Origin of the sequence: Solwaraspora sp. WMMA2059 (genome assembly GCF_027497315.1) — a bacterium.
Taxonomy (GTDB): Bacteria; Actinomycetota; Actinomycetes; order Mycobacteriales; family Micromonosporaceae; genus Micromonospora_E.
In genome coordinates this window covers 46,555-71,897 of record NZ_CP114908.1, presented here as the reverse complement: position 1 = coordinate 71,897, position 25,343 = coordinate 46,555, and the positions used below count along the sequence as shown (strand labels likewise).

Below are 25,343 nucleotides of genomic sequence, written 5' to 3'. Positions count from 1 at the left end.
GCTCCTTCCGAGGATGCGCGGGCCGTTCAGAACAGGTCGGCGAGGGCGTCGGGCAGCTGCGCCAAACTGGTGATCTGGGCGTCCGGGCACACCTCGGGCGGGCAGGGCTCGCCGCGCCGGTTCAGCCAGACGGCCCGCAGCCCGGCCGCCTGGGGGCCGACCACGTCGTGCGGGATCGAGTCGCCGACGTAGACCACCCGGTCGGCGGCGGTGACCCCGGCGGCGGCCAGTACGGCGTCGTAGAACCGCTGGTCCGGCTTTTTCGGCAGGCCGTCGACGTGGGCGTACACCTCGAAGGCGAACTGGCCGCGCAGCCCGCACCGGTCGGCGCGGCTGTTGCCGTTGGTGGCCAGGCCGACCGCGTACCGGCGGCGCAGCCGGTCCAGGGCGGGCAGCGTGTCGGCGTACGGCCGGCTGAGCGCGAACCGGCGCTCGAAGAAGATCCCGGTGATTCGGTCCAGCTGCTCGGGCAGGCCGACCCGGTCCAGCGAGCGGGCCAGGGCGCCCCGGCGGATCTGCATCACCGGCGCGGACGGGTCGGCGGCGAACGCGGCCGCCCAGTCGTCGGCCATGTCGCCGAGGGTCAGCTCGGCGGCGCGCGGGGTCAGCCGGCGCAGCTCGGTGAGGACGGTCTGCAGCGCGCCGGTGACCGCGGGCCGCAGGTCGACGAGGGTCTCGTCGACGTCGAACACCACGGTGGTAATCACCCCACCAGGGTATGCCGACTCAGCTGGGCCGGGTCATCCGCAGAACGTCCAGCGCCTCGTCCAGCTCGGCGGCGGTCAGCGTGCCGGCGTCGACGTGGCCGCGTTCCAGCACCACCGCGCGGATCGACTTGTTCTCGGCGAGCGCCTGCTTGGCGATCGAGGCGGCCTCGTCGTAGCCGAGGTGGCGGTTGAGCGGGGTGACGATCGACGGCGACCCTTCGGCGTACGCCAGACAGGTCTCCGGGTCGGCGGCGAGGTCGGCGACGCAGCGCTGGGCCAGCAGCCGGCTGGCGGCGGCCAGCAGCCGGACCGCTTCGAGCAGGTTGCTGCCCATCACCGGCAGCATCACGTTCAGCTCGAAGTCGCCCTGACTGCCGGCGAACGCGATCGTCGCGTCGTTGCCGATCACCTGGGCGCAGACCTGGCGTACCGATTCGCAGACCACCGGGTTGACCTTGCCCGGCATGATCGACGACCCGGGTTGCAGGTCGGGGATGCGCAGCTCGCCGAGGCCGGCGCGCGGGCCGGAACCCATCCACCGGATGTCGTTGGCGATCTTGTAGAGGCCGACGGCGATGGTGCGCAGCTGCCCGGACGTCTCCACCAGGGCGTCGCGGGCGCCCTGGGCCTCGAAGTGGTTGCGGGCCTCGGTCAACGGCAGCCCGGTCGCGTCGGCCAGCCTGGCGATGACCGCGGCGGCGAAGCCGGGCGGGGTGTTCACCCCGGTGCCGACGGCGGTGCCGCCCAGCGGCAGCTCGGCCAGCCGGGGCAGGATCGAGCGCAGCCGTTCCTGGCCGTAGCGGACCTGTGCGGCGTAGCCGGAGAACTCCTGGCCGAGGGTGACCGGGGTGGCGTCCATCAGGTGGGTACGGCCGGCCTTGACCACGGTGGCGAACTCGTCGACCTTGCCTTCCAGCGCGGTCGCCAGCTCGTCCAGGGCCGGGATCAGCTCGTGCACCACCTGATGCGAGGCGGCCAGGTGGATCGAGGTCGGGAATACGTCGTTGCTGGACTGCGAGGCGTTGACATGGTCGTTGGGGTGCACCGGCCGGTCCAGTTCACGGGCGGCGAGGGTGGCCAGCACCTCGTTGGTGTTCATGTTCGACGAGGTGCCCGAACCGGTCTGGAACACGTCGACCGGGAACTGGTCGTCGTAGCCGCCGGAGGCGACGTGCGCGGCTGCGGTGACGATCGCCTCGGCGATCCCGGCCGGGATCACCCCGAGGTCGGCGTTGACCTGCGCGGCCGCACCCTTGATCTGGGCGAGCGCGCGGATCTGGGCGGATTCGAGCGTACGGCCGGAGACCGGGAAGTTGTGCACCGCGCGTTGGGTCTGCGCCCGCCACAGCGCGTCGGCGGGGACGCGCACCTCGCCCATCGTGTCGCGTTCGATCCGGTAGCCCTCGTCCCGGACGCCGTCCTCGCCGATCCCACCGTCGCCGATCCCGCCGTCGCTGATGCCCTCGTCAGTCACCCTTCCCATCCTGCCCCGACCGGCGGCACCCCGCAGGGCGGTTACTCACGGGTGGCGGCGGGCTGCCCCTCGCGGGTGGTGGCGTCGCTGGTCGTGCCGCCGGCCGGCGTACCCATGCCGCCGCTGGTGGCGTCACCGGTCGTGGTCGGCGCCACCTTGCCCCGACCGCGGCTCTTCTTCCCCCGGCCGGGCTCCTTGGCCCGACCGGGGCCGGTGGCGCGGCGGGTGCTGGCCGGGCCGGCGGTACCACCGGTGGTGGTCAGGCCGCCACCGGAGCGGGTCGGGCCGCCGTCGCGCAGCGTCTCGGCCGGGATCGGCACGTCGGCCGGATCGTCGAGGTCTCGTTCCTTCGCCTCGCGCACCGGGTCGGTCGGCGGCGCGACGACGTCGTCCAGGATCTCCTGGCGGTACGCCGACCGCTGCTCCAGGTCGTCGACGAACGCCTGCCCGCGATCGCGCTCGGAGATCTGGTCCCGGCCCTGGTCGGCGCTGCTGTCTCGTCGCCCCATGTCGTCACCCCTCCCGTCCCTGGTGCCGGGTGTGCCCGGATCGGCGGCGGCGAAACCTGAGCTGACCGGCCTGCCCTCAGCCGTTGGTGAGTCGTACCCGGTGGCTGTCGCCGTCAGTAAGGAACGCCACCACGCGCTCCCCTTCCTCGGCCACGGCGGCACGGTCGGCGCGGGTGAGGCCACACAGCCCGGTCACGGTGACGGTGCCGGCGTCGACGGTCCAGGTGGCGGCCACCCGGCCGTCGACCAGCACCACGCGTGCCCCGGCGACGGACAGCCCTCGGTGGGCGTCGTCGATGATCCGGCTGCGGTCGTCGTAGCCGAGGACCGCGTTGTCGAACGCCGGCAGGAACCGCACCGGTGCCGGGGTTTCCGGGTCGGGTCGCGGCGCGTCCGGCAGGTCGAGCAGTTGCCGGCCGCGCTGGTCGCGGAAGACGACCAGTTCGTCGCGGACCGCCGCCACGGCCGCCGGCAGCCCGGCCAGGCCGCACCAGGCGCGCAGGTCGGCGCTGGCGGCCGGCCCGTAAGCGGCCAGGTAACGCCGTACCAGTGCCTGGCCGACCGGATCGGTGCCGGCTACGGCCGGGTCGGTGCTAGCTTCGGCCAAGTCGACGCCGGTTGCGTCGGTCAGCTGGTCCGGCTGCTGGCCCACCCACTCCGCCAGCGGCCGGTAGCGTGCCCCGCCGGCGGTACGCCACAGCCCGCGCGGCGGCAGCTGCACCATCGGGATCAGCGCCGTGGCCAGCACCGCCCCCAGTGCTCTCGGTTCCCGTTGCCGCCACGCGTCGGGCAGGGCGCGGGCCAGCCCGGTCATCGTCCGGGGCTCGCCGTCGGCCAGCACCGCCCGACCGGCCACCGCGAGCGCGTCGAGGTCGACCCCGGCGAGTTCGTGGCGGTACGCCCCGAGCACCCGTTGCCGCAGCACGGCGTCGTGGCGGGGACGCCAGGCCACGGCATCGGCGGCGGTCAGCAGATGGACGGTGCGGCGCATCAGATGGGTCCGGACCACCGCGCGGCGCAGCAGCAGGTCCGACAGGTCCGCCGGGTCGAAGCCGCGCAGCCGGCTCCACAGCCCGACGAACGGCTCCTGCGGCTCCTGCGCCTGCAGGCCGCCCAGATGGGCGACGGCGTCGTGCACCGGCAGGTCGGCGCGGTCGAGCAGCAACTGCCGGGCCAGTGTCGCGCGGTTGAGCGCCCGGATGTCCAGCACCGTCATCGGTCGCGCTCCCGACTAGCCGTTGTACGGGGCAGCGACGTCAACGACCTTGTCCCAGTAGCCGGTGACCTCCTCGACCGTTTCGCCGCGTACGCGCGCCTCGCCGCGGAAGTTGAGGTGGGTGGTGGTGGTGATCGACAAGGTCGGCCTCTCTGGCTGTGCGATTCAGGCCCGACGGGTGTCGGGCGCGGGGGCAACACTCACAGCGGAAGCGGCCAGTTTGTGTCCGCTACTGCGGTCAGAATAGGAAAGTGCCGAAAACCTCGGAGCGGCTGCTGATGCTGCTGTCGCTGCTGCAGGCCCGCCGCGAGTGGCCGGGCGGGCTGCTGGCCGAGCGGTTGGCGGTCAGCCCGCGTACCGTCCGGCGCGACGTCGACCGGCTGCGCGATCTCGGCTACCCGATCACGGCGGTCAAGGGACCGGCCGGCGGCTACCGGCTGGACGCCGGTGCCCGGCTGCCGCCGCTGCTGTTCGACGACGAGCAGGCGGTCGCGCTCGCCATCGCGCTGCGGACGGCCACTGCCAGCGGTGCCGGCATCGGGGAGGCAGCGACGCGGGCGCTGCACACCGTCCGGCAGGTCATGCCGCAGCGGCTGCGCCACCGGATCGACGCCGTATCGGCCATCGAGGCGATCGGGGCCGTCACGACCGGGGCCGTCACGACCGCGCCGGCCGTCGGGCCGGCCGCCGCGCATCCGGTCGACAGCGCGACGCTGCTGGCCGTGAGCGATGCCGTACGGGCCCGCGAGGTGCTGCGCTTCGACTACCGGTCGGCGCCCGTCCCCCGCCGGGTCGAGCCGCACCACCTGGTCACCTGGCGGGGGCGCTGGTACCTGGTCGGCTGGGATCTCGACCGCGACGACTGGCGGATCTTCCGGGCCGACCGGATCAGCCCGCGCACCCCGACCGGGCCGCGCTTCACCCCGCGCGAGCTGCCGGCGGACAGCGTCGCCGCGTTCGTCACGGCCAGGTTCCGGGGCGCGGACGGCACAACCAGTACGACCGGCTCAGGTGACTGGCCGTGCCGGGGCCAGGTGATCCTGGATCTCCCGGCCGTTGAGGTGGCTCCGTACGCCTACGGCGGCGTCGTCGAGGAGATCGGTCCACGCCGCTGCCGGCTGACTCTGGGCTCCTGGTCGTGGGTGGGTCTGGCGAGCGCCGTTGGCATGTTCGACGCCGGCGTCGAGGTCGTCGGCCCGCCGGAGCTGGCCGCCGCATTCACGACCCTGGCCCGCCGGTACGCCACCGCCGGGCAGCAGCCTCCGAATGACGACCACATTCCGACCACCGCGCAGTAGCCGCGCCATGACGCCAGGTTGCCGCCGGCCGACATGATGGGTGAGGTAGCGGTCACTGTGGTCGCCACGGGCAGGCCGAGGGCGGGGTGGCGGATTTGTCAGGTTGGCACCGGTCCGGCAGCGGCCTGTACGTCCCGGTGGGCCGGTCCGGGGCCGCCGCACCAGGCGGCGACGGCAACGATCAGCCGGGGCGGTCCGGCACCGTCGCCAGCTGGGTCCAGGCGGTCGCCGCGATCACCGCCACCGTCGTCTCCACGGTGGCGCTGATCATCGCGGTCAGCGCGCTTCGCGACCAGCAGCAGGTCAACGGTCTCGCGCTGGACCGGTTCGAGCGGCGGTACGCCGAGCGGGTGTCGTGGTGGGCCACCCGGCGTGACCGGGGCACCGTCGTCGTCCAGAACCGCTCCCCGGTGCCCGCCCTGGACGTGACCCTGCGGATGGTGCAGGTCATCGACGTGGAGGAGCGCGAGTTCAGCGGCTCGTACCAGCGGCGGATCGGCGTACAGATCTCGGATCTGCCGCCGTGCACGATGACCGAGGTGGACCTGACCGAGCCGGCGATGGCGGCGCGGATCGACCAGGCGTTACTCGACCAGGCACTGCGCGACGCCGACACCTTCGCGCGGTACACCGGCGGGCACCGTCCGCCGGGCGACGGGGCGGTGCTGACCTACGCGGTCCGCTTCCACGACGGCATCGCGCTGTGGGAGCGCCAACGCTCCGGCCTGGTACGGCTACCGGACGCACTCGCCGAACACGACCTGACCATCGTCGCCACGACCCAGTCCACGCAACCGGTCGCCGACTGCGGCACCGACGGCTGACGTAATCGGTTGACCAGGCGTCGTACCTGGACCTGACGTTGATCGTCGGTCCTTGGCCGCAGCCGCCGTCACGCCCAGACGCGCTGCTCGTTGTGGGCCTCCTTGCGGCGCAGCGCGTCGTCGAGGTCGATGCCGTACCGGTTGGCGACCGCGCAGACGAAAATCAGGATGTCGGCGAGTTCTTCATCGACGGTGCCGACGATCGATGTGGCTTCGACCGAGAGCCGCTCGTGTTTGCGTACCGCCTTGAACAGCTCTCCGACCTCCTCCCCCAACAGCAGGCACTGGTCGACGGCGCTGCGGTCAGCGAATCCCCGTTCCTTCTCCATCTCGGAGACATACCGTTGCAGGTCCTGAAGCGTTGCGGCGCTGGGCAGCGGGAGCATTAGACAACCTCGTTCAGGTGTCGGGGCGCAGGGGACGCTAGCGGCCCTGGTAGGCGCCGGGTGGAGGACTTGGTGCTGGTCATACGATCTCTGCCGTCGTATCCCATCCGCAGGCCGGCGGCCACGCGTCGAGCCGTCCGTCGAACACCGGCCCGAATCGCCGGCGTGGCCCGGCCGCGAAACATGGTGCAGGACACTGCACGTTCGGGTGAGCTCCATTGCCAGATACCGACGACCTTGCCGGCGACGACGATCGTCGGCAGCGCTTCGCCGATCTGGTTGAACGCCGCACGTTCGGCCAGTGTGCCGAGATAGCGTGACCGGGTCTCAGCGTACGCTTTCAGGGCGACGTCCTCGTGAGCCAGAAAATGCGCCTCGTCTGACGGTTCCGCGTGATCGTCCCGGCTGAACTGCTCGAGACGATCACGGTAGATGTACAGGGTCGCGGTGGTCCACGGCGCATGTATAGCTACGAGGGATCTCCCACCGCCGTTCAGCGCTGCCAGAATCGCGCTACGGGACAGCCCGGCCCACCAGGCGACGTCGCGCAGCGACGCCGGCCCGTACCGGTCCAGGTACGCCTCGACGAGGCGCGCGGTGCCGGTCTGCCGGTCAAGGCTCAGGTCGAGGTCGGGGTGGGCGGTGGAGGTGAGCGCGAAGGTGCGCTGTTCGCGGTTCCAGCCGGCACTGCGGTTGCGGTACGTGACCAGCCCACGCTCCCAGGCCAGCTTCAACGCCAGGCGGACGGCGACAACCGGGGTGCCCCCACCACAGATGCGTTCCTCGATCGTCCGGTGCGGAAGGTGCCCCGCCCCGCTGAGCAGCGCTTCGATCGCTCCGGTGGTCCGGTGGATCATTCGGTCGGTGAGCCCAGCGTTGATCACCTGACGCAGGGCGTCACGTTCCCGGTAGTGCAACGTGGCGGCGTGGGCCGCAGCGGCGAGGTCGAGCGGCAAGGTGTGCAGGGTCTTGCGCATGCAGCGAATGGTGGTGACGGCCCGGTGGGTGCGCGGGTGCCACAGCCGCATCGCCACGTCCGGGCTGTGTGCGCGGGCCAGCACGGTGGCGTACGGTGACGGCAGCCGGGCTGCGTGCAGCCCTAGTGCGGCTTCGGCGATCTGCGGGACGTCTGTATAGCGTCGACTCGTGCCGAGCCCTTGTCGGTCCAACAACCATCGCCAGAGTCGGTCGGCCTCCGCCCCAGTGAGGCAGTGGCGGGCGGCGATGTCCGGTTCAGCCGCAGGCACGCGGGGACGCTAGCACGATGTCGTGCGTCCCGGGGGTCAGCCTTGCCGGCCCCAGTTCTCTTCCACGAAGTTTCTCAGCAGGTCATACGACTGCTGCGTCTGTGCCCACTGCTGCGCCGTGCCCCACCAGTGCCGGTTGTTGTGATGAATGTGAAACTTTGCCCAGTCGCCGTCCCAGTCCGCTTGCAGGTGGGTTCCCCGCAGGCCGTAGGCCGCCGCTTGGTCGTAGACCTGAGTGCCGGGCAGCGGCACGAACCGGAACAGCGATACCCGCGCCAACAATGGACGCAGTTCTGCGAGCAGGGAGATCGTCTCCTCGGTGGTCCTCCAGTCCTCACCGGGGTAGCCGTGGATGACGAAGACCTTGGCCGCGATTCCGGCATCTACAGTCGCGGCGACAGCTCGACGGATCTGGTCGCGGGTGGTGTTCTTCCGCATGGCTTTCAGCAGTGTCTCGCTGCCCGACTCCATACCGTACTTGATTTCGATGCAGCCGGACGCGGCCATCCGGGCCAGCAACGGCGAATCGATGGTGTCCACCCTCGATAGCGCCGACCAGCGCAGTCCCAGGTCGGCGATGTGGTCGCAGATCTCGCCGACCTTGTGCTTGTTAACGATGAAGTTGTCATCGACTATCGCGAAGCCCTGGATACCGTACGCCTCGATCAACTGGGTCAACTCGCGGCGGGCGCTGACCCCACTGCGGTACTGGATGCGGGTCTGCCCGGCGGCGCAGAACGAACACGGGAACGGGCAGCCACGGCTGAACATGACGTGCGCCATCCGCAGGTCGGTGCCGGCGAGCCGGTCGGCGAGGACCAGGTCGTCGCGGGCGAGAAGATGCCGCGCAGGCAGGGGCAGTTGGTCGATGTCGCGCAGCAGCGGCCGGTTCGGTTCCCGTCGGAGCTGGCTGCCGTCGTGCCAGAGCACGCCCGGAATGCCGTCGAATCGGCGGTCACCGGCCCGGTTGAGCAGTTCGAGTATGGTCTCTTCTGATTCGCCGACGGCGGCGACGTGTGCTTGAAAGTCGGTCATGCTGCTCTCGGGGTAGAAGTTGCAGTGCACGCCGCCGACCATCACGAGCGGGTCACCGTCGAAGCGAGCGCTGTGCCGGGCGGCCAGCATCATCCCGTACGTCGCGGACGAGGCCAGTGAGAAGCCGATCGCGTCGCAGCCGGTCAGGTCCGGCGCGGTCTGCTCGGGGGTGACCTTGATGATGCGTACGGCGTGCCCGGCCTGTTCGATCACGGCCGCGAGGTAGAGCACCCCGAACGGCGGGAACTCCTTGCGACGCTCCCGGAACCGCGCCATGTCGTAGACCTCGGGGTAGAGCAGCGCGACCTGCATCACCGGTCTCCGGTCCGGTCGACAATCAGGCCGGCGAGTTGCCGGGTGACGGCGTCTGCGGTGTCGGTACCGATGTCGTAGGTCAGGACAGGATGTCCAGCCCGGCGCAACGCTTCCGCGGCGGCAACGAAGCCAGCCCGTTCGCGGCGGTTGGCTGCGGGGTCGGGGGTGTGGAAGCGGCTGTAGTGTCCCCGGGCCGCTGCCCGACGAGCACAGACCTCGGGGTCTCCACTCAGGATGACGGCGATGTCGGGAGCTGGCAGGTGGCGGTAGATCGCCCGCACCAGGTCGGGCGCGACACCGTCGAGCGGATCCAGCACGAGCGATGACGCGAGATAGCGGTCGCAGATCACGATCGCACCGTCGGCGACCGCCGGTCGCAGCACGGAACGCTCGTGGTGGTATCGGTCGGCCGCTACCAGTAGCGCGAGTTCCCATGCCCGGTAGGTGAAGGTGCCGGCGCGGGCGAGGGAGCCGATCTCCGAATCGGACGGGGTGCGGGTAAGCAGCACCCGCCTGCCTTGAGCGCGCAACTGTTCGTGGAGCAACCGCGCGGCGGTGGTCTTGCCGACTCCGCTCTGCCCGTCGATGGTGACGAGCAAACCCGATCCACCCACAAACCCAGGGTGATGTAGACAGAACTAGTTGTGAAGATGTATCGGGTCAAGCTCGCTGTCGTCTTTCAGCAGCGTCACACGTGGGTGACGACGTCGAAGTTGCCGGCACCGACCGTCGACTCCAGGGTCCGAATGATCGCGTGCGGGTCGTCGTACGGGCCGGAGATGTAGAGCGGTTTGCCGTCGCGGCCGAACTGGATCGGGGTGGGGGTGGCCGGGGCGCCGAGGTAGGGGGCCGTCGGGCCGAAGTCCGGGTGCGGTTCGAAACCCAGACCCCGGGCGTACGCGACCGACCCGTGTACCAGGTGCTGGGCCAGCTCCAGCGGCGCGACCAGCGGCGACACGTCCAGTGTGCTGAAGAACTCGCGTCGGAAGTCGTCGATGGAGCCGATGCTCATCGGCAGCGGGCCGATGGCGTTCTTGACGCCGAGGCAGTAGACGTCGATCAGAAAGCCGCAAACGGTAGCCCGGCTGGCGCGCTCCTGACGGGCGACGAGCACGTGCACCAGGCCGCTGGGGCCGACTTCGACACCGGCCTGCGGGTCGGTGGCCGCCCACTCGTCGGATGCTTCGGCCAGACCGAGGCCGACGCTCCAGCCGGGGTTGATCCAGCAGCCGAGCAGCGCCCGGTCGGCCGGGTCGGTGTGTGCCTGCTGGGCCGCCGCGATCTGGCGGACCAGCGGCGCGACGGCCGACGGCGCCATCCCGAGGGCCCTGGCGATCTGCTTGGGTGAGCTGCCCCGTTCCCGCAGCTCCCGGACACGGGTGAAAAGCTCCTGATCGGTCACCCGGGCAATCCTAAACTGACACGAACCGGGTTCCCTGCCGGAGCACGGCCAAGGCGGCAACCGGGTCGGCCAGTCGGGCGGCGAGGGTAGCCATTGCGAGCCGCGCCGGCAGGGCAGCGCTGAACTTGAGCCCTTCCAGGGCCTTCTCGTCGACGTCGGGCAGGCAGATCCGGTCGGTGGCGTCGGCGGTGAGGGAACGCCAGTCGGCGGGGGTCAGGTCGGCGCGCAGCCGGATCTGGCAGTCGTCGAAGCGCTGCACCGGGTCGACCACTTCGCTGAGGGTGGCGGCGAGGGTGGCGTTGGCCCGGTATCCGGCCCAGGTCCACCAACGCAGGTCGCCGGAGCGGTCACGCAGGATGACGTTGCCACCGGGGTGCACCAGCGAGGAGCGCTCGTCGCGTACGCGGTGCAGCCGGTCGACCGCGCGGCGGGTGAGCCGTACCGGTGGATCGGTGCCGAGCAGGACGTTACGCATGGCCCGGGTCAGTTCGTAGCCCAGCCCGGCGAGGCCGCCAGCCGTCCAACGGGCCTTCCCTCCGCCGTCGGCCGGTTCGACGAAGCAGCGCCGTCGCCGCCAGTCGATGTACGTGACCCGCCAACTCTGCCCGGTGAGCAGCAGCCGTCGGTCGCCCCGGACCTCCTCGGTGAGCAGGCTCGGGTCGATCCGGCCGAGTTCGGATCGTCCGTGCAGGACGGTGAATTCGGGTGGCCCGGTGAAGACGGCGGTCATCGACATGAAGTGCCGGTGCCCGAACCGCTTCTCCGCTTCCGGGCCGATGAACAGCATGCCGCTGTCGGTGTCGAGGTAGCCGCTGTCCACCAGGTGCCGCAGGATCGGCCGGGCACTGTCGTCGAACGGTGCCAGCCCGTTCCACCACGCGATGCACTGCTGGTCGCCGACCTGGCCCTGCTGCAGGCTCAGTGCGAGGATCTGCTGGGCGACGATGTGCCGGGGCTCGGGTGGCGGGACGACCGGCTCCACCCAGCCGCTACCCCACAGGGTCAGCAGGGCGGCTGCTTCGACCAGGGCGTCGCCGTCGCGGGCGAGGAACAGGCAGTTGCGGCTGGCGCCGGGTCGGCGGCCGGTCCGGCCGAGCCGCTGCAGAAACGAGGCGACGGTCGCCGGGGCGTCGATCTGGACCACCCGGTCGAGGTCACCGACGTCGATACCGAGCTCCAGGGTGCTGGTGGAGACGATGACACAATCCCGGGCCTCGGCGAACGCCTGTTCGGAGCGGCGCCGTTCGTCGACGGAGAGCGATGCGTGTGACAGGAATGTGGTGATGTCGCGTTCGCGCAGCAGTTGACCGAGTTCCTCGACGGTCTGCCGGGATTCGCAGAAGACGAGCCGTTTCTCGCCCGCGTGCAGGGCGGCGATGACGGTTGCGGCGTTGGACAGCGAGCCGACGAAGTCAAGCTCGACGTCGCCGGGCGGTGCCCGGTCCGCGACGGCTGCCCCCGCGACCGGGGCGGAAGCGGCAGCCGGGGCGGAAGCGGTGTCGGGGGCGACGACCCGGCTCGGGCGGCTGGCCGCGCCGGAGCCCTGCAGCCAGGTCAGCAGGGCGTCCGGGTTGCCGACGGTGGCCGACAGCCCGATCCGCTGCAGCGGCCGGCCGATCAGGTGGGTGAGCCGTTCCAGGACGGCCAGCAGGTGCCAGCCACGGTCGTCGTCGGCGAAGGCGTGTACCTCGTCGACGACCATGGCCCGCACCCCGGCGAAGAACGACCGGTGGTCTACATTGGCGCTGACCAGCATCGCTTCCAGCGATTCCGGGGTGGTCAGCAGGATGTCGGGCCGGCTGGCGAGGATCGCCCGGCGGCGGGCGGGGCTGACGTCACCGTGCCAGAGGGCGGCCCGGCGGCCGAGCCAGTCGGCGTAGCGTTCCAGCCGGGGCAGCAGGTTGTTCAGCAGCGCCTTCAACGGGCACAGGTAGAGCACCGAGGTGCCGGGCCAGCCGGCGTCGGCCATCTTCGACAGCATCGGAAACATGGCGGCTTCGGTCTTGCCGCCGGCGGTGGGGGCCAGCAGCAGGGCGTCCGCACCGGCCAGGATAGGGCCGACCGCGGCCCGCTGCATCGGCCGCAGGTCCCGCCAGCCCAGGGTGTTGACCAGGTGGTACGTCAGGACCGGGTGCAGCTCGCCGACGTCGGTCACGGCAGGTCCAACGGGACCTCGCCGGCGCTGGCGGCGTTGCGTTCGACCGGGGTCAGCTCGTCGGAGCGCAACGTCAGCTGGTAGTGCTGGCGCGGGTCCCAGTCGGTGAACTGGTCGGCCCGGTCGAGCACGTCGGCGACCAGCTTCTTCAGGTAGATCCGGGGGGCCACCCCGACGGTGCCGCCGAGTCTTCCGGTGACGGCGTCGGCCAGCTCGGTCAGGTACACGTCGTCGACCCGGCCGGCGAGCCGGTCGCTGCCGTAGATCCGGCGGACCCGTACGCCCAGCTCGACGAGCGCCGGCACGGTGAAGCCGGGCAGCCGCAGCTGCACCGCACGCGGGTTGTCCCAACGGGGGTCGCTGCCGAAGTCGGTGGCGAGGCGTTGGGCCAGCGGGGCGAGCCGCTGTACGCCCTGCGGCCCGTCGTAGAAGGCGGGGGTACCGGTGATCACCAGGAACAGGCCGGGAAACCGTCCGCCGTGCACGTCGTCGACGAGTTGGCGCAGCGCGTTGAGGGCCTTGTCCCGGGAGTCGGAGCGGACCCGTTGCAGGGTCTCCACCTCGTCGAGGACGAGCAGCAGACCGGGGTGGCCGCTGTCGCGCAGCACGGTGAGCAGGCCACGCAGGAAGCTCAGCGCGGCGAAGTGGTCCAGGTCGCCTTTGACTCCGGCGGCCCGGCGCGCGGCGGCGGCGACGTGCGGCTGCCCGGCGAGCCAGGCGGCGAGCCCGTCGGCGGTGGGCTGGTCGCCGACGGCGGTGGCGGTGCGGTAGCCGCGCAGCGCGGCGGCGAACCCGGGGGTGCTGCGGGAGATTTCGGCGAGGCGGCGTTCCAGCAGGTCGCTGACGGCCCGGTCGAGCCCGTCGCGGTCCGATTCACTGACGGTGCCCGACGCGAGTACGTCCTCCTCCAGCGCGAAGATCCAGCCGTCGAGGACGGGACGTAGCGCGCTGGCGGCGAACTGTTCGGTGTTGAGGTGCTCGACGAGCCGGCGGTAGACGGTCTCCATCCGGTGCAGCGGGGTTTCCAGCTCGGAGATCTGCACTTCGGCGGCGGCGAAACTGCGCCGTTTGGCCCGTTCGGCCAGCCAGCGGGCGAAGAACGTCTTGCCGGCACCGTACTCGCCACGGACGGCTTTGAAGACGCTGCCGCCACCGGCGACCCGGTCGAGGTCGTCGTCGATGGCGGCGGCGAACCGGTCCAGCCCGACCGCGAGCGCATCGAGGCCGTTGGCGGGCACGGCACCGCGCCGCAGCGCGTCGATGATGTCGCGGCGGCGACGCGGCGAGATCTCCGGTGGGCTGCCCGGCGGGGTCGGCACGGTCACGACGACTCGCCGAGGTCGAACTGCTCGACCAGCAGCGGCCTGTCGAGCACGACGGTCTGCCCGTCGGCGTCGATGGTCAGCACCGGGTATCCCTCGACCTGCAGCAGCCGACGCAACGCGGTCACCGTGCCCTGGATCCGGTGCGCGGGCACCCCGGCCTGCGCGGCGAGGGTTTCCAGCCCGGCCCGGCCGCTGCCGGCCAGCAGCACCCGGAGCAGGGCGGCGACCCGGTCGTCGTCGAGCGGGGTACGCGGGTTGCGGCGCTGGGCGTACCGCTCGCTGGCGAGGAGCCGGTCGATCAGCGCCCGGTCCGCGTCGGCCGGGGTGGCTGCCGGCGGCGCGGCCGTCGTCGGCTGCTGCGGATCGGCGGGTACGTCGAACAGCTGCTCGGTCTGGACCGGCTTCGCCGACTGGCCGCCCTTGCCGGCCCGCCTGCCGCCCGTACCGGATCGGCCGCCGCCACCTCCGCCGGTGCCGGGCTGTGCTGTCGACGACACCGGTTCCCGCCACCAGTCGGGGCTGGCGACCGGAGCGGGCTGCCAGTCGGGCACCGACTCTTCGTTGCCGGCGGTGAACATCAGCAGCGGGATGACGGCTTCGGCCGGGGCGGCGCCGCCGTGGTAGCCGGCCTTGCGGGGGCCGTAGCGCAACTCCTCCCGCCACGGCAGCACGATGGTGCCGCCGCCGAGCAGCACCCGCCGCCCGGTGACCAGGAACTCGCCGTCACCGAGCCGGTCACTGGCGCTGTCGCCGCTGCTGTCGGTGGTGCTGCTGGTGACCGGTCGCCACCGGTTGTGCTGCCCGTCGCCGCCGGGCAGGGTGACCGCCTCGGGCCCCCGGTCGACGACGTGCCCGTGGTCGGAGACGATCACCACTACCCGGTGCCGGGCGACGGCGAGCAGGTCCCGTACGGCCGGGACGGTGTCCTGGCCCCAGACGGTGCTGCCGGGCTCGCCGTAGCCGAGGGAGTCGTCGATGGTGTTGACGACGGCGGCCACCACCGGCACGGTCGGGTCGTCGATCGCGGCCCGCACCTCGGGGTCGATGGCGGCACCCGCCCCGGCCCGCAGGGACCTCTTGTGCAGCAGCCGACCGCCGGTGAACCGCCGTTCGAACGCGGTTTGCTCGGTCTGCCGGCCGCCGACGGCGAGCCGGCCGCTGAGCAGGCTGCACCGGCTGGCCTCGGTCACCGTGGGCAGCGCGGCGAGGACACCGACCCGGGGGCCGCCGCCCTGGGTCAGCTCGATCCAGCTGCCGTCGCGGCTGAGCGATTCGGCGAGTTCGGTGGCGGCGGCGACGCCCATGCCGTCCATGACCAGCAGCAGCGCCTGACGTCCGGCGTCGAGGATCGGGGCGACGACCCGGTCCAGGACGTCTTCGACGCGCAGCATCCGGCCGGGTTCGGCGTCGGCGCGGGTGGCTTCGGCGAGCAGGCCGGCGAACTGTTCGTCGTGGCGGGCGCGGCGGGCGTCGACGGCCCGGTGCAGCACCTGGTACGCCTCGGCGACCTCGGGGTCGACGTCGCCGGCGAAGACGTCGAGCCGGGCCCGGTCCACCCAGCCGTCGACGGTGACCTGCCGTTGCAGGGCTGCGTACAGGGTCCGGGGTGGCTGGCCGGCCGGTCGGCTGAGCCAGCGCAGCAGACGCAGGGCCATGTGGGCGGTGGTCCGCCTGCCCTGGTCGGCAGCCCGGTGTTCGGTGAGGCGTTTGAACGCGGCTTCGGCCCGGTTGAGCCCGGCCGTGGTGACGGTGCCGGCGGCGGGTGCGCCGGGTGGCGGCAGGGCGGCGTGGACGGCTGCCGCGAAGGCACGCAGCCGCCAGGTGACGCCAGCGGGCAGCAGGCTGGACGCCGCCAACTGGCTGGTCAGCTCGATGTCGGCGGCGATGGCCTCGGCCCGGCGGACCAGTCGCAGCCCCTGCTGGCGGGCCAGCTCGTCGTCGGAGTCGAGGGCTCGGGCCACCCAGGCGTCGGCGGCATCGTGCAGCGCCGCGGCCTGCACGGAGGTCATCCGCAGGGTGCCGAAGCGGGGTTCGAGCCGGGTCCGGGCGACGGCGACCTCGACGCCGGCCGGTCGGCTGGCCGCCGCGCCGGCTGGCCCGCCGGCCGGCGTGGGCCAGAGCACCTCGGCGAGCAGTCCGATGGGGATGACGTCGACGCCGTGGCCGGCGCGGACCGCCGCCATCACCGGCTCGGCGATCGGCCCGGCGACGCCACGGAGATAGGCGGTGATGCCGTCGGCGACATCGGCGGCGACCCTGTCGGTGAACCGCTGCTGCGCCTGCGCGTCGGTGGTCCACTGCAGCATCCCGGAGGCGTCGAGCTGGTCACGGTCGATGCCGAGCAGTTCGGCGGTGAGGCAGCGCAGCGCGTGGTCGCGGGTGAGGATCGTGCCGGGCGGGGTGGGCCAGCCGTCGACGGGGGCGTGGTCAGCGAGCGCGGCGGGCAGCCAGCGGCGGTCGGTCGGCAGGCTCGGGTCGAGTCGCACGCCGCCGAACATCTGCCGGACGAGTTCCCAGGCGTTGACGCTGCGGACGGACTGCCGGCTGAGGTGGGCGAGCAGCCCGTCACCGAGGACGGCGTCGGGCAGGTCGGTGAGCAGCACCAGCTTCTCGTCGGCGGCCCGGTCGTGCAGGGCGGCTCGGGCGGCGAGCGGCGTCGGGCAGGCGACGACCCGCAGCCGGACGCCGCCAAGGATGATCACCGGGTCGCTGTCCCAGACCGGTGCGGCGCGCAGCGCGATGGCGTCGGCGCCGTCGCCCTCCTTCAGCCAGGCATCGACTTTGCGGCGTACGGCGTCGGGCCGGACGATGTCCGGCCGGCCCGGTGGAGTCGTGGTCGGCTGGGTAGGTACTGCGGTCACTCGGTCTCCCAGGTGATCCGGACCCGTCTGCCCTGGGCGAGCTCGCCGCCGATCTCGTCGGTGAGTTCCTTGAGGCCGGCCTCGTCGACGATGGTCCGCTGGCGCGGCGGCTTCACACCGGGCACGGCAGGCGAGCCGCCGCCGGTGTGGTCGTAGCCCATGGCCCGCGTACCGCTGGGGTCGGCGACGGTGACCGTGGCACCCCCGCCGGGCAGCTGCGGGTTCGGCCTTGGATCCAGATTCGGAGCCGGGTCCGGTGTCGGCGGTGTCGGGGTGGGGCGGCGTTCGGCGAGCAGTGCGGCTGCCGCGCCGAACACGGCGTGCAGCTCGCCGACCAGGTCGAGGGCGTGCTGGTGGTGGCCGGCGGCGGTGTGCAGCCGGTCGACCAGGGCGCGGGCCCGCTGGTCGTCGGCGGCCATCGAGGCGATGGCGGTCAGCACCGACCATTGGAGGTCCCGCAGGGCGCGGACCAGCGTCGGCGCGCTGGCGATCGCCGTTCCGGCGGTCGCGTCGTCGATGTCGCCGAGGTCGGCGCCGGCGAGTTGGGCGATCAGGACGACGTCGTCGCGTTCGTGGCGCAGGTCGGTGAGCAGCCGGGCGAGGCGGCGGGTGACGCCGATCCGACCGGTGTCGGCGGCGGGGTCGAGGCCGAGGGTGCCGGCGTGCGCGGTGAGCTGGTCGAGCAGGTCGCTGACGGCCGGTCCATGTTCGGTGGCGGCTTTCCGGACCTGGGCCGCCGCCTTGGCGAGGTTTGCTGGGATGAGCCAGGCCGGCAGCACCTGGCCGAACAGGTGCTGGGCGCGTTCGATTGCCTGTTGCCAGTCGGTGTCGCTCGGCATCGGCGGGAACTTCAGTTCGTGGGCGTCGGTGACGGCGTCGACCCGGTCGACGGTGACCTGGCCTTCGTTGAGGTACCAGGCGAGCTGGTGGTCGAGGGCGAAGACGCAGAGGATCAGGTTCTGCAGGCTGCGGTCGAAGCCTCGGGGCTCCGGCTGGTCGAGGTAGCCGCGCAGTCGGTGCACCGGGAAGCTGTCCCGGTGGCCGTCGGCGGCGGCCCGCTGCAGCAGGTGCCGGGTCCAGTAGCTGGTGCTGGTGGTGAGCACGTAGCGGTGGTCGGCCAGCTCACCGAGTTGCAGGTTGTTGCAGATCCGCCGCAGGGTCCGCTGGTCGGTGGCCGGGACGGTGGCGCCCCGGGTGGGGTCGGCGACGGCCTGCCGGGCGTAGAGGAGGACCTTGGCCAGCTCGGCGCTGGTCGGCGGTTTCTCGTCCTCGGGCAGCGCCGGCCGGCCCGGGTAGGTCAGGGTCAGCAGCTGGCCGGTGAGGTTGTGGAACGCCTGGGCCAGGGTGCCGCCGCGCGGGTCGCCGAGTTCGCCGGCGACGGCATCGTCGAGGGTGTGCAGCACCCCGACGCTGTCCTCGACGACGTCGCCGGGCTGCGGGGCGGCGACGCCGTACGCCTGTTTGAGGGCGTTGGTGACGGTGCCGCGCAGCTGGGTCTGCCGCTGCTGGAGGTAGACGCGGCCCTGCTGGCGTTCGCTCACCGACCAGTCGCGGACGGCGTCGTTGTACCGTTCGCCGGTGCCGCCCAGCAGGTAGTTGATTTTCGACAGTTGGGCGAGGTGACCCATCATCTGGTCGCTGAGGTAGAGCGGCAGCCAGAAGACGCTGCGTTCGCCGCGCCGCAGGGCTTCGATCCGGGCCCGGTCGTCGCTGCGCGGGCGGCCCTGCGGGTCGAACGGGTAGTCGATGACGATCCGCCAGGCGTCGCCGGTGGGCAGCAGCGCGGCGACGGGCATGCTGTCGGCGTCGCGTACGTTGCCGAACTTGACCTGGACGGTGTGTCGCCGGCCGCGCCACTCGCGGGGGTGTTGCAGCTCGCCGAGCTGCCCGGTGGCGCCGGTCAGCCCGATCTCGGTGCTGACCAGCTCGCGCAGCAACTGCTGCAACGCGCCGCCGGTGGTCGCCTCTTCGGGCCGGACCAGGTCGAGCAGTTTGTCGTAGTCGACGGTGTGCAGCTCGATGGTGACGACCGGGTCGGCCCCGTCGGTGAGGTGCAGCTCGCCGGCTTCGTTGGCGACCTTGTTGAGCCGGTTGAGCACGATCTGGTGCTCGTAGCCGGGGATCGGCGAGGTGATGGTGCCGAAGTTGAGCGCGTGCAGTTTGCCGGCGGTGAGGTTGTGCAGGGCGGGCACCTCGGGTACGAGTGCTCCGAGCAGCACCGTCTTGATCAGCTTGTCGTCGAGCTCGAACTGGGTGTTGCCGACGGCGTCAGCTTCGGTGATGCCGTTGAGGCGCAGCAGCAGCGGGCGCAGCTTCTTGCCGTACAGCTCGCGGGCGGCCTGGAAGCGCTGTTTGAGTTCGACCCGGTCGGGCAGTTCGCCGCGCAGCACCAGCGGCTCGAACAGCGCGGCGACGCCGATCAGGTCGTTGATCCGCAGGGTGTCGCGGCGTTCGACGAGCAGCTCGGTCATCACCTTGATCGCGGTCCGTTCCCGCTGCAAGGCTTGGGAAAGGGCGACGAGGGTGGCGACCAGGGCCGGGGAGAACGGGTAGAGCTTGCGGAAGGCGGTGGCGTCGGAGCCGATGCCGGCGTCGCCGTACTGCGCGCCGAGCAGCAGGATGTCCCAGACCTGCCGGTTGCCGCGGACGACGGCGAAGGCCCGGTCGATTTCGGCCTTCGCTTCGTCGGTGAGCGGCTTGAGCAGCCGTTTCTCGGTGATCTCCGGCAGGTTGGTGTCGGCGAGCGGGATCTCGCCGAGCCGGCCCTGGACGCTGCGCAGGACCAACGCGAGGGCTTCGCGTTCGGTGCCGCCGACCTGCGGGCCGAGGAAGTCCTCCAGGTTGCGTTGCCGGGCGACGAAGGAGATCAGCGGGATCGGTCGGTCGGCGTCGGCCGATTCGACCAGCTTGTTGAGCTTGGCGCCTTCGGTGTTGACGAAGACGTGGTCGCTCATCTTGGTGGACAGCCACAGGATCATCTCGTCGAGGAAGAGGACGATCCCGTCGTAGCCGAGGTCGCTGGCATGCCGGGTGATGACGGCGAGTCCGGTGTCGAGGTCGAGGTATTCGCCGCTGCGTACCGCGTTGGTGAAGAACGCGGTGGTCAGGGCCGTGACGAGCCGGTCGCGGTCGGCGGTGCCCGGCGGCTCGGCGGCGGCCGCCGCGTACCGGTCTGCGGTCCAACCCTGTCGCTGGCTGTGCAGCACGGCCAGGCCGGGGGTTCCGTCGTCCGAGCTGACGGCGGAGGCGGATCCGACGGCGCTGCCTGCGCCGCTGCTGGCCGACCCGGCGGCGACGCCGGGGTCGGCGTCACTGAGCGCGGCGAAGAACGCCTCGTCGCCCATCCGGGCGCGCAGCCGGGCCGCGTCGGTCAGCAGCGCGTCGGACCGGTGTACGGCGGGCGTCGGCGCGTCGGGGTGCAGGGCGGTGATCTGGTTGAGGTAGCCCTCCAGCACGGCCTGTTCGACCGAGCGGGCGTCGAGCATGTGGAAGGTGAGGGTGAGCAGCCGCCGCCCGGTGAGCCACTTGTCGGCGGCGGTCACCTGCTCGCCGAGGTTGCGCAGCGCGCGGGCCTCGGGGTTGCCGTGCAGGATCTCCCGCAGTACGGCCATGAAGTGTGACTTGCCGGAGCCGAAGGAGCCGTGCAGGAAGGTGGCCTGGGACCGGCCGGTGGTGACGGCGTGCTCGACCTTGGCGAGTGCCTTGGTAAAGCTGTCCCGGAGCTGGTCGGTGACGACGTAGTTGGCCAGATCGGCACCGGCGGCGGCGCGTACGACGAAGTCGGAGTCACCCACCGAGGTCGGGATGTTGATCAGATCCCGCAGCAGTGTCATCCCGCTCCCCTCCACCCGGTTGAGCACGTGTGAAGCCGTGACCGCCTCAGCCCGTCGATCCTAGGCGGCAAGCGCCGGCAAGCCCAGACACGTCGCCCACAGTTCGCCTCGTCCCGTAATGAAGCGCACGCGCCATACCTGGTAGCGCGGCGAAGATCGTGCAATCAGTTCGATGTAGGCAAACTCCCACTACATCCACGCTCATCAACGCCGCTAAGATTGAACACGATATCGACGTTGCGGTATCATCACCGTACGCACACCCCCGACAACCAAGGGTTGATCAAGAAGGTCAGATAGCCGACAGATGTGACCTCGCGAGCAAAGATCAACACTATCCGCACACCAATCACCACCAGCAGTTACCCATGATCATCAGCCAGATAACGGAGAGATGCGAAGAAGAGCCCAACAGCCCAGCTTGCCCGATTAGCTGTTTTTGCACGTCAAACTCAACAACACGAAAGCTCTTATGATCCTCAGTCATGCGGGAGAGCAACAAAGACGATCATGATGAGGTCAGCGAACACCCACAGAAGCAGATAGACGACCTCGAAAAAGAGAAACTACGGCTGCAAATCGATCGAGCAAACCTGCGAACTGAACGGACCGAGCAGGCACTCAAGCAGCTGAGGGAAGATAGCAGAAAGGGCCACAAGTTCCAGATCATTCAAGGGATTGTCGACGGCACGCGGTGGATCGCGGTCATCGCCGTAGCATGGATTCCACTTCAAGCGGTGCAGCCTATCGCCGCCGCCTTTGCCGGCGAGACAACAGCCGTGAATGCCGACATAAGAGTAAGCATAGCAGTTGCCTACTCCGTTGCATCCACCACCATCCTTGGCGTGACAGCAAATCAGAGTCGCCTGAGGAAGAAGAAAATCAAGCAACAGAGAGAGCGCCTTGACAAACTAGAGAAGGAGCTGGAGAGCGCGAATAGCCGACAGAAAGAGGAAGAAAATGCACATTGACTCGCTGGCATTCTTCATAATGCTGATCTCTGCAGCCCTGTCACCATTCCTGCTAATTTATCAGCTTACCCGCCTAGCGCACAGCCAATTTCGCAACGAGCTGTGGCTAATTCGAGACGGACTAGTCGACGACCTACGAACCGGGAGGATTCAACGCAGCCCCGCCGCGGAGCGCCTTCTCAAACTAGTGAAGACCCATATCAGCGTCGCCGGGCGACACACTTTGACCGATGCGCTGATCGCACTCGCCATCTTCAAACCTGCCAACAGCACCCCGATTGCGGACCAGATCCTAGGCGACGTGCCACCACGCGACCGTCCGATACTAGCCGAGTATCTACGGCGGCTGCAGGACGCGAGCCTGAGACACATCAGCCGCGCTTCTGCGGCCAGTTGGCTGATGGCGGTGTCCTTCAAAGCGCTCCGCCGGGCCGCGCGCACCTCCGGCAAACGGGAACGGGCCGAGAAGCACAGCATGCAGACGATCCGCGAGGATCTGGATCACGTCGAGGTACAGCTCATGCCACGGCTGATGCCATCACGGAGCGCCCGGAAAAGCAGAAGAAACCGGTCGGAGATGCCGACCCTCGTCGGCTGATTGTCACGGCAGCAGCTGCGCCAGGTCGTGCTGGTCGAGCAGGTTACGCATGGGGAGGAAGAGTGGATCAGGCATCGTGGGCGGGGCGATCCAGCGGAGGTCGACGAACTTATCCGGCTCGCGGACCTGTGGACTGCCCCGTAGGCGGTCACTGATCATCCAGATCGTCACGTAGTGCCGGGCGGCGTCGAACACGTCGTTGGTTACCGCTCCGAAGCGTACGTTGGTGATCTCGACGCCGGTTTCCTCCTCGACCTCCCGCCGCGCGGTCTGCTCGAAGCTCTCCCCGTGTTCGAGGTGGCCGCCGGGCAGCGACCAGGTGCCGGCCCCGTGGGCACCTTTGCGGAAGCCCATCAGGAAGCGACCTTCGCTGAGCACGAATGCCGCCACCCCGACCCGCGGTTGCTGCACGCCCACCACCTAAACGCCCAGCAACCCGAGCCGTCAACATCGTCAGGCAGAGGCTACCTCGGGTGGTCTGTAGTGAGGGTGTGGGTGCCGTCGGGGTGGAGGCGGACAGTGACAGGTTCGCCGGGCCGGGTGGCGGCGTGGCGGCGTACCTGGGTGGTGTGGGTTGTGGTGTCGGGGAGGGTGCCGGCCGCTGCGGGCTGTTGCGGCACGGAGATCGGCGTTTCCGGGTCGGTGGGGATGGTGGCGCGCAGTGCGCCGTGCAGGTAGCGGTAGCAGAGCGCGGCCGCTTCGGGCAGGGCGGCGCTGGTGGGGACCGGGTCGACGGCCAGCGGGGTGGCCGGGTCGACGACCCGGACCGACCAGCTGTGGCCCTGGGACAGTTCGGGTCGGCCGATGGTGTTGCGGTGGTCGATGACGGTGATGTCCAGGGCGAGGCCGAGGCCGCGGATCAGGGCGGCGAGTTCGTCGAGGGTGGGGCCGGGCCAGCCGGTGGCCAGGACCATGACGCGGGCGCCGTCGTAGGTGGCGCCGACTTCACCGAGGTACGCGTGGAGCGGGTCGCCGCCGGTGTGGGGGACCTGGCTGACACCGTTGCGCAGGTGTTGGTCGGTGACGTGTTCGCCGTCGATGTCGGTCAGGTCGGTCGGCTGCACGCCGAAGCCGGCGGCGAGCGAGCCGATCTGGTAGTGCTCGGGCAGCTGCCACACGGTGGTGCCGGACGGCCGGTCGGTGAGCACCAGGGTGGGCGGTTGCGGGCCGACGGCAGCTTCCGGGTCGCCGGTCGGTTCGCTGTCGGGTCGCCAGTTGCGGTGCACGGTCCGGCCACGCAGGTCGGTGACGGTGAGCACCGCGCCGCGTCGGACCTGGCGGGTGCCGTAACAGTCCAGGCAGTACGGCGGGTCCGGCCGGTCGGCGCACCGGCCGCAGGGGTGGGTGGGGATCGGCTCGCCCCAGTGTTTCGGTGCCGGCGGTTCCCAGCCGCGCACGAATGTGCCGGGGGTGTCGGCGGGTCGCAGGCTGGTGTGCCACCAGTGCCGGTTGCGCCAGATGGCCTGCGCGCCGCCGTGCTGTTCGGCATCACTGATCATGCGGCGTTCGACCTGGTCGAGGTCGTGGCCGCCGGGGTGACCGTCCAACCCGACCGGTATCGCACGCCCGGTGAGGGCAGCCTCGGTGAGGTAGTGGGCGGGCAGCAGCGGATTGGCGACGGTCAGGCCGGTCACCGCCCGTTCGGCGGGGATGGTGGCGAGCGCGGTCGGCAGGTCCGCGATCCACCGGTGCTGGTAGTCGGGCACCGTACCGCCGGCATGCTCGAACCGGACGTCCCAGCTCAGCCCACGCCCGATGGAGCTGGGCCGGACTTCGAGGACCAGGTCGACGTGCAACTGGTCGGCGAGCGCGCACAGCCGGCCGAGCAGCCGGGCCGGGTCGCCGGGTGGCGGCGGCTCGACGCTGCGGCCGATCAGCACCAGCCACGGCGTCACCAGCCGGTTGGTGAGCGCGACGGCTTCCCACCGCAGCCGGTCGGACTGCGGGATGCCGGGCTGCCACTGCCGGGGCAGCGTCAACCCGGACGACGGCAGCCGACCGGGTTCGTCGGGGAAATCCGGGTCACGCAACGTCGCCTCGACAACGCCCGCGCGGGCAGCGAGGTCGGCGACGATCGGCGCGAACGGCAGCCACCACGTCCCACCCGGAGTCGGGATCGGCGTGAACGAGCCCGGAACGAGGCTGGTCGAGGCGACCTGCCCGGTGTCGAGGTTCGCGACGGTGAACACGCGTTGCGCCCGCCGGCGGTCCGCGCCGACGCCGACGATGTGCAGCGAGCCGGCCGGCACCTTGTTGACGCCGTTCACGCCGCCACCCCCGCCCCGAACCGGTGCGACCGCTCGAACTGCTCCGACTGCCAGTCCCGCAACGCCTGCTTGAGCCGGGCGTTCTCCTCCTGGGTGGAGCCAAGTTCGGCGCGCAGCGCGGTCAACTCGTCGGCGACCACGTGCAGGAAGGCGCGCACCTCGACCGGGTCGCAGCCACGCCGCACCCGGTCGCCGAACGAACGGTCGCGGACCAGGCCGGGGCTGATCGACGGCCGCACCGGCCGCCCGTACAAGTGGCCTGCGGTGTTCGGGGCGGGCCGCACCGGCGAACGCTGACCGGCCGCGGCGTCGGTCGGCCGCCGGTCGTGGTAGCGGGCGATCTCGGCGAGCAACCGCCGGTTACGCCGGCTCCGCACCGGAGCCCGGCGGAACAGGTCAAAGAATCTGCGCACAGCAGGAACCACCTTTCACACAGTCGAAAACCTTCAAGGGGTACGGATGGAAAGCACACGGTTCGCGTCGCAGTGGTGCCGCCGCCCTGGTCAGCGGTGTCGGCGCGGGCGCGGTGCCCAGCGGAGACCGTCACGCTGGACGAAGATCTCCCGACGTTCGCGGGCTTCGCCGTCGGCTGCCAGCACATACCCGGTGAGCCAGACCCAGCCCTCGTACGTCCAGCGTTTGTCCACTGTCGTCACCCGGAACCGGAAACCGCGCCCGGCCGCGAACTGCACACTCGCCCGACCATCGATGATCAACTCGTCACCGGGGCGGGGATCGGCCGGGGACCGGTCGTCCGGCACGCTACCGATCAGCCGCCGGCACCGTCGTCCGACCGCAGTCGGGACACCACCGCGACTTGACCTTGAAACTGAACAACCCGACGAAGAACCCGAGCAGGATTCCGGAAACCAGGGCACCAAGCGCCACCATGATCAACCCTTCTGATTGGGCTGGGGACG

Annotated in this window: 22 protein-coding genes; 4 read left to right on the top strand and 18 right to left on the bottom strand. The window is 70.8% G+C overall.

Going from position 1 to position 25,343, the window contains the following annotated elements:
- Nucleotides 1-26 precede the first annotated feature (26 nt).
- The 5 genes from O7553_RS00275 to O7553_RS00255 form a co-directional block, all read right to left on the bottom strand.
- On the bottom strand, nucleotides 27-707 hold the full coding sequence (locus tag O7553_RS00275; RefSeq protein WP_281552917.1) for an HAD family hydrolase: 681 nt from the start codon (nucleotides 705-707) through the stop codon (nucleotides 27-29).
- 19 nt (nucleotides 708-726) lie between these two features.
- Nucleotides 727-2,136, bottom strand: coding sequence for a class II fumarate hydratase (locus O7553_RS00270; protein ID WP_348650137.1), 1,410 nt, complete (start codon nucleotides 2,134-2,136; stop codon nucleotides 727-729).
- 86 nt (nucleotides 2,137-2,222) lie between these two features.
- Nucleotides 2,223-2,690: a hypothetical protein gene (locus O7553_RS00265; RefSeq protein WP_281552915.1), complete on the bottom strand. Its 468-nt coding sequence runs from the start codon at nucleotides 2,688-2,690 to the stop codon at nucleotides 2,223-2,225.
- A gap of 76 nt (nucleotides 2,691-2,766) precedes the next feature.
- Nucleotides 2,767-3,906 (bottom strand): winged helix DNA-binding domain-containing protein, encoded by a 1,140-nt coding sequence (locus O7553_RS00260; protein WP_281552914.1) that lies wholly within the window; start codon nucleotides 3,904-3,906, stop codon nucleotides 2,767-2,769.
- Nucleotides 3,907-3,921: 15 nt separating this feature from the next.
- Entirely contained in the window at nucleotides 3,922-4,047 is a 126-nt protein-coding gene (locus tag O7553_RS00255) for a hypothetical protein (protein ID WP_281552913.1), read from the bottom strand.
- Between the two features lie 110 nt (nucleotides 4,048-4,157).
- Here O7553_RS00255 and O7553_RS00250 point away from each other — a divergent pair, with 110 nt between their 5' ends.
- Nucleotides 4,158-5,204: a transcriptional regulator gene (locus O7553_RS00250; protein ID WP_281552912.1), complete on the top strand. Its 1,047-nt coding sequence runs from the start codon at nucleotides 4,158-4,160 to the stop codon at nucleotides 5,202-5,204.
- Nucleotides 5,205-5,290: 86 nt separating this feature from the next.
- Nucleotides 5,291-6,028, top strand: a complete 738-nt coding sequence (locus tag O7553_RS00245; RefSeq protein WP_281552911.1) for a hypothetical protein — start codon at nucleotides 5,291-5,293, stop codon at nucleotides 6,026-6,028.
- Between the two features lie 68 nt (nucleotides 6,029-6,096).
- Here the strand turns inward: O7553_RS00245 and O7553_RS00240 are convergent, their stop codons facing one another.
- The 9 genes from O7553_RS00240 to O7553_RS00200 form a co-directional block, all read right to left on the bottom strand.
- Complete coding sequence (locus O7553_RS00240) at nucleotides 6,097-6,414, bottom strand: MazG nucleotide pyrophosphohydrolase domain-containing protein (protein WP_281552910.1); 318 nt, start codon at nucleotides 6,412-6,414, stop codon at nucleotides 6,097-6,099.
- A complete protein-coding gene (locus tag O7553_RS00235) occupies nucleotides 6,414-7,661 on the bottom strand; it encodes a crosslink repair DNA glycosylase YcaQ family protein (protein ID WP_281552909.1) in 1,248 nt (415 codons plus the stop codon). The genes O7553_RS00240 and O7553_RS00235 overlap by 1 nt, the downstream gene beginning before the upstream one ends.
- 36 nt (nucleotides 7,662-7,697) lie before the next feature.
- Entirely contained in the window at nucleotides 7,698-9,008 is a 1,311-nt protein-coding gene (locus O7553_RS00230; RefSeq protein ID WP_281552908.1) for a radical SAM protein, read from the bottom strand.
- Nucleotides 9,008-9,625, bottom strand: coding sequence for a dTMP kinase (gene tmk, locus O7553_RS00225; protein ID WP_281552907.1), 618 nt, complete (start codon nucleotides 9,623-9,625; stop codon nucleotides 9,008-9,010). Before tmk ends, O7553_RS00230 begins: the two co-directional genes overlap by 1 nt.
- A 74-nt stretch (nucleotides 9,626-9,699) precedes the next feature.
- Nucleotides 9,700-10,413, bottom strand: a complete 714-nt coding sequence (locus tag O7553_RS00220) for a hypothetical protein (RefSeq protein WP_281552906.1) — start codon at nucleotides 10,411-10,413, stop codon at nucleotides 9,700-9,702.
- Between the two features lie 10 nt (nucleotides 10,414-10,423).
- Entirely contained in the window at nucleotides 10,424-12,568 is a 2,145-nt protein-coding gene (locus tag O7553_RS00215; RefSeq protein WP_281552905.1) for a DEAD/DEAH box helicase, read from the bottom strand.
- A complete protein-coding gene (gene brxD, locus O7553_RS00210; protein WP_281552904.1) occupies nucleotides 12,565-13,893 on the bottom strand; it encodes a BREX system ATP-binding protein BrxD in 1,329 nt (442 codons plus the stop codon). The genes O7553_RS00215 and brxD overlap by 4 nt, the downstream gene beginning before the upstream one ends.
- On the bottom strand, nucleotides 13,890-16,754 hold the full coding sequence (pglZ, locus tag O7553_RS00205) for a BREX-2 system phosphatase PglZ (RefSeq protein ID WP_281552903.1): 2,865 nt from the start codon (nucleotides 16,752-16,754) through the stop codon (nucleotides 13,890-13,892). The genes brxD and pglZ overlap by 4 nt, the downstream gene beginning before the upstream one ends.
- Nucleotides 16,751-20,587, bottom strand: a complete 3,837-nt coding sequence (locus O7553_RS00200; RefSeq protein ID WP_281552902.1) for a phage resistance protein — start codon at nucleotides 20,585-20,587, stop codon at nucleotides 16,751-16,753. Before O7553_RS00200 ends, pglZ begins: the two co-directional genes overlap by 4 nt.
- 485 nt (nucleotides 20,588-21,072) lie before the next feature.
- Here O7553_RS00200 and O7553_RS00195 point away from each other — a divergent pair, with 485 nt between their 5' ends.
- Together O7553_RS00195 and O7553_RS00190 are read left to right on the top strand one after the other, a co-directional pair.
- A complete protein-coding gene (locus tag O7553_RS00195; protein ID WP_281552901.1) occupies nucleotides 21,073-21,558 on the top strand; it encodes a hypothetical protein in 486 nt (161 codons plus the stop codon).
- A complete protein-coding gene (locus O7553_RS00190) occupies nucleotides 21,548-22,156 on the top strand; it encodes a hypothetical protein (RefSeq protein ID WP_281552900.1) in 609 nt (202 codons plus the stop codon). Before O7553_RS00195 ends, O7553_RS00190 begins: the two co-directional genes overlap by 11 nt.
- 3 nt (nucleotides 22,157-22,159) lie before the next feature.
- Here the strand turns inward: O7553_RS00190 and O7553_RS00185 are convergent, their stop codons facing one another.
- The 4 genes from O7553_RS00185 to O7553_RS00170 form a co-directional block, all read right to left on the bottom strand.
- Complete coding sequence (locus O7553_RS00185) at nucleotides 22,160-22,567, bottom strand: NUDIX hydrolase (RefSeq protein WP_281552899.1); 408 nt, start codon at nucleotides 22,565-22,567, stop codon at nucleotides 22,160-22,162.
- A 53-nt stretch (nucleotides 22,568-22,620) separates the two neighbouring features.
- Entirely contained in the window at nucleotides 22,621-24,423 is a 1,803-nt protein-coding gene (locus tag O7553_RS00180; protein WP_281552898.1) for a hypothetical protein, read from the bottom strand.
- Nucleotides 24,420-24,707: a hypothetical protein gene (locus tag O7553_RS00175; protein WP_281555814.1), complete on the bottom strand. Its 288-nt coding sequence runs from the start codon at nucleotides 24,705-24,707 to the stop codon at nucleotides 24,420-24,422. Before O7553_RS00175 ends, O7553_RS00180 begins: the two co-directional genes overlap by 4 nt.
- Nucleotides 24,708-24,926: 219 nt before the next feature.
- Nucleotides 24,927-25,184: a hypothetical protein gene (locus O7553_RS00170; protein ID WP_281552897.1), complete on the bottom strand. Its 258-nt coding sequence runs from the start codon at nucleotides 25,182-25,184 to the stop codon at nucleotides 24,927-24,929.
- Nucleotides 25,185-25,343 lie beyond the last annotated feature (159 nt).

Excerpts from the sequence above, each read along its gene's own strand:
- O7553_RS00265 (WP_281552915.1), bottom strand. The coding sequence starts at position 2,690 with ATGGGGCGACGAGACAGCAGCGCCGACCAGGGCCGGGACCAGATCTCC.
- O7553_RS00260 (WP_281552914.1), bottom strand. The coding sequence starts at position 3,906 with ATGACGGTGCTGGACATCCGGGCGCTCAACCGCGCGACACTGGCCCGG.
- O7553_RS00240 (WP_281552910.1), bottom strand. The coding sequence starts at position 6,414 with ATGCTCCCGCTGCCCAGCGCCGCAACGCTTCAGGACCTGCAACGGTAT.
- O7553_RS00230 (WP_281552908.1), bottom strand. The coding sequence starts at position 9,008 with ATGCAGGTCGCGCTGCTCTACCCCGAGGTCTACGACATGGCGCGGTTC.
- O7553_RS00200 (WP_281552902.1), bottom strand. The coding sequence starts at position 20,587 with ATGACACTGCTGCGGGATCTGATCAACATCCCGACCTCGGTGGGTGAC.
- O7553_RS00195 (WP_281552901.1), top strand. The coding sequence starts at position 21,073 with ATGCGGGAGAGCAACAAAGACGATCATGATGAGGTCAGCGAACACCCA.
- O7553_RS00190 (WP_281552900.1), top strand. The coding sequence starts at position 21,548 with ATGCACATTGACTCGCTGGCATTCTTCATAATGCTGATCTCTGCAGCC.